Genomic DNA, 3,608 nt, shown 5'->3' on the forward strand with positions numbered 1-3,608 from the left:
GCTTGCGCATGCAGCGGATAATCGTAAGGACGCATCAGCACCAAAATGCCGATGCCGTGACGCCGTTGCAGCAGGCCTTTATTGACCAGCTCATCGACGGCGCGGCGCAAGGTGTGACGATTCACTTCGTAGTGATCGGCCAGCTGCTGCTCGGAAGGCAGATAGTCGCCGCAGCGATAGCGCTCCTGCAGCGCCTGCTCCAGTTGGGCGGCAACGGCCTGATACACAGTGGTCGGATGTCTGGATATCTCCATCACGCTCAATACCTCATTCGCATTGGTTGAGGAACGCAGCGGGCTTGCTGCGGGATGGCGATTAGATTGCGCATGTCAGATGACAGCGCCGTGACGGCTCAATGACGGGCGGATGAATTTGCTTTAGGGCAGCAGAATCACAGCGAAACGGTGGCAGTTTTAATAAATTATTTTTAACTGTTCTCTTTGTGACAGTGTTCAAAAATTTACCGCTTATTTACATCACGATTTCAACAGCCTTACAGAATACAGCCTGACGATGATCTGCTAAGTTAAAAGATGAATTCTTCTTTTAAGGCCAACCTTAAAATGATTAACGCAATAAAACTATCGGATGGTTTTCGCCGCAACTTTGTTCGTGAAGTAATTTTGCCGCTGATGGCAATTTTGCTACTTACCTTTGTCGGCGCAGGCGTGGGTCTGTTCTGGGGGACATCATTAACCAATAGCGAAGCACGCGATCAGCAACAGCGCATGATCGAGGCTTCCTTCACTCAAAGCCTGACGGAACATCTGCGCCAGCTGCGTAGCCTGACGCGCTGGTCGCCGCTGGCCGATCAGCTGGCGTCGCCGCATCCCGACCAAAGCTGGCTAACGCAAAATGTCGGCGGCTGGCTGTACGACATGTTTGACCATCAGCTGGTGGTGCTGCTGGATCGTGACAATCAGCTGATCAACGTGTGGCGCAACGGCCAACCGGTGCCGGACAAACGCATCGGCCCGTATCTGCAGGACATGCTGAACAGCCCGCTGGTGCAAAACAGCGATGTGGTGGCGGGTCCCACCGATCACGCCGATTTCGTGCGTATCGGCCAACGCGCTGCCGCGCTGGCGGTGGGCGATATCAGCAGCACCAAACAGGCCGGTCGCTATCGTCTGGTGAGCATTAAGTTTCTCGATGATGGTTATCTGCGCAACCTTGCTGACCGCAGCCAGCTGCGCCAGCTGCACTTCAGCGACAGCGAACCGGCAGGAGAAACCAAAGCGCGCTTTCTGCTGAATTCACAACAGGGCGAACCGGTCGGCTATCTCAGCTGGAATCCGGATAAACCGGGCGCGCAGATGATGCGCACCATCGGCCCTTCAACGTTGTTGTCGGTGCTGCTGATTACCGTGCTGTGTTTAGTGATGGTGCGTCGCATCTGGACCTCGTCGCTCAAGCTTTCGCAGTCGTTGCTGAAACTCGGTGCCAGTGAAGCGCAGGCGCAGCATCTGGCCTTTCATGATGTGTTAACCGGTTTGCCGAACCGTTCACTGGTGGAAGATCGCTTAACCCAGGCGCTAGCGGTGGCCGGACGCCACGATCAGCGCGTGGCGCTGCTGCTGCTGGATCTCGATCGCTTCAAAAATATCAATGATACCTACGGCCATCACGCTGGCGATGAGCTGATTATTGAGGTGGCGCGTCGACTCAACGACATCGTGCGCGCCAGCGATACCGTGGGTCGTATTGGCGGCGACGAGTTCATTATTGTAATGCCGGATGTGGAGAATATTGGTCAGGTGCAATCGCTGGCGAAACGCATCATCAGCCGCCTGAGCGAGCCGTATCAGCTGGTCGGCAGTGAGTTGTGGGTTGGCGTGAGCGTCGGTCTGGCGCTGGCACCGAAGGATGGCATCGATCGGATGGAGCTGATGCGCAAAGCGGATATCGCGCTTTATGACGCCAAGAATCACGGGCGCGGCCAGTATCGCCAGTTCGAAAAAGTGATGGATGAATCGCTGCGCACCCGCCAACAGATGGCGGCGGATTTGCGTCAGGCGCTGGTGAAATTTGAGGGATTAGCGGTGTGGTATCAGCCTTTGATGGATATCAGCGGCCAGCATGTGGTGGGATTGGAAGCGCTGTTGCGCTGGCATCACGCCATGCGCGGCGACGTTTCGCCGGGTGATTTCATTGCCATCGCCGAAGAGACCGGGATGATCATTCCGCTGGGCGAATGGGTGCTACGCGAAGCCTGCAAAACCGCGCTGAAGCTGCCGGATATTGTGGTGGCGGTGAACGTCTCGCCCGTGCAGTTCCGCGCGGTGAATTTCGTTGAGCGTATCATCCATATCGTGCAGGAAGAAGGTGCCGATCCCAGACGCATGGAGCTGGAGATCACCGAAGGCGTGCTGATTGAGGATGAACATGAGGCGCGTAACAGCATCATCGCGCTGCGCGAGGCCGGTTTCCGTATCGCGTTGGATGATTTTGGTACCGGCTATTCGAGCCTTAACTACCTCAGCACCTTCCCGGTGGACAAAATCAAAATCGACCGTTCGTTTACCCAGTCGCTGGGCGTGGCGCAGAACTCGACCGCGATTGTCGAATCTGTGGTGCGGTTAGGTCACGCAATGGGCTTAACGGTGACCGCCGAAGGCGTGGAAACCGAAGGCCAGAAAAACGCGCTGGCCGATGCGGGCTGCAATCAGCTGCAAGGGTATTTGTTTAGCCACGCGGTGCCGTTTAGTGAGATTGAGAAGATGATGTGAGTGACATCTCCGTAGGGTCACCATTTATGGCGACCTGGCCAATAATCCCGCCGCGCCGTATAAAATATTCTGAATACGTCCCTCAGGTTTCACATCCCGTCATCGCCCTCTTGCCAGATATTCTGAATAATCATTCTGGCAAGGAGGCCATTATGAAAAACCGCAAATATCCGCGCTTAAAACACCATGATTACCGCGCCAATGGCGCGTATTTCATCACGCTGGTTTGCTATCGCCGCGCACCTTTATTTGGACAATTTATTGCAGCGGAATTCTATCTCACGCCGCTTGGGGACTACGTCATCAAAACCTGGCGGGCTTTGCCTCAGCGCGATGCTTCTATCACCCTCGATGCCTTTGTCCTGATGCCAAATCACCTGCACGGCATTATTTGGCTGAATGAAAGCGCGCAGAGAACCCTGCTTAATAGGGTTAATTGGTTTAAAGCCGAGATTACGCGTGAAACAGGCGTGAAGGTGTGGCAACGCAGTTTTTATGATCGTGTGATTCGGGATGAGAAAGAGTTATTGGCGTTCAGAAAATATATTGAAAACAATCCGAAACAGTGGGAATGGGATCGGTTGTATGTGGATGGTTGAGGTTGTGCGGTTATTGGCAAGGTCGCCATAAATGGCGACCCTACGGAGCTTTTGTAGGGTCGCCATTTATGGCGACCTTGCCGAAACTTCACACCGAATAACGCCCTCTGAGATCCGCGAAAATGACATCCATCGGCACATCACTGTCTGCGGCCACCGCCGTAAACACCTGCTGCTTAAGGAAGTGACGCCAGCTTACCGGCGCAGCCGCCAGAAATGCCGTCAGCACGCGATAGCGCTCCGTTGTCCATACAGCTTCAAACGCACTGCGCGCCATACC

At 54.7% G+C, this 3,608-nt stretch carries 4 protein-coding genes; 2 read left to right on the forward strand and 2 right to left on the reverse strand.

Features of this window, described 5'->3' with window-relative positions; genetic code table 11:
- On the reverse strand, positions 1-254 hold a 254-nt coding region (locus RTY00_RS16355), incomplete at its 3' end, for a GntR family transcriptional regulator (protein ID WP_312665139.1).
- Positions 255-563: 309 nt separating this feature from the next.
- Here RTY00_RS16355 and RTY00_RS16360 point away from each other — a divergent pair.
- Positions 564-2,729, forward strand: coding sequence for an EAL domain-containing protein (locus RTY00_RS16360; protein WP_312665140.1), 2,166 nt, complete (start codon positions 564-566; stop codon positions 2,727-2,729).
- Positions 2,726-3,328 (forward strand): transposase, encoded by a 603-nt coding sequence (locus RTY00_RS16365; protein WP_312665141.1) that lies wholly within the window; start codon positions 2,726-2,728, stop codon positions 3,326-3,328. The genes RTY00_RS16360 and RTY00_RS16365 overlap by 4 nt, the downstream gene beginning before the upstream one ends.
- A gap of 88 nt (positions 3,329-3,416) precedes the next feature.
- On the opposite strand, the gene RTY00_RS16370 is transcribed toward RTY00_RS16365, so the two are convergent.
- On the reverse strand, positions 3,417-3,608 hold a 192-nt coding region (locus RTY00_RS16370; RefSeq protein WP_312665142.1), incomplete at its 5' end, for a hypothetical protein.

The sequence above is a fragment of the Pantoea sp. CTOTU49201 genome, assembly GCF_032054795.1.
Classification (GTDB): domain Bacteria; phylum Pseudomonadota; class Gammaproteobacteria; order Enterobacterales; family Enterobacteriaceae; genus Pantoea; species Pantoea symbiotica.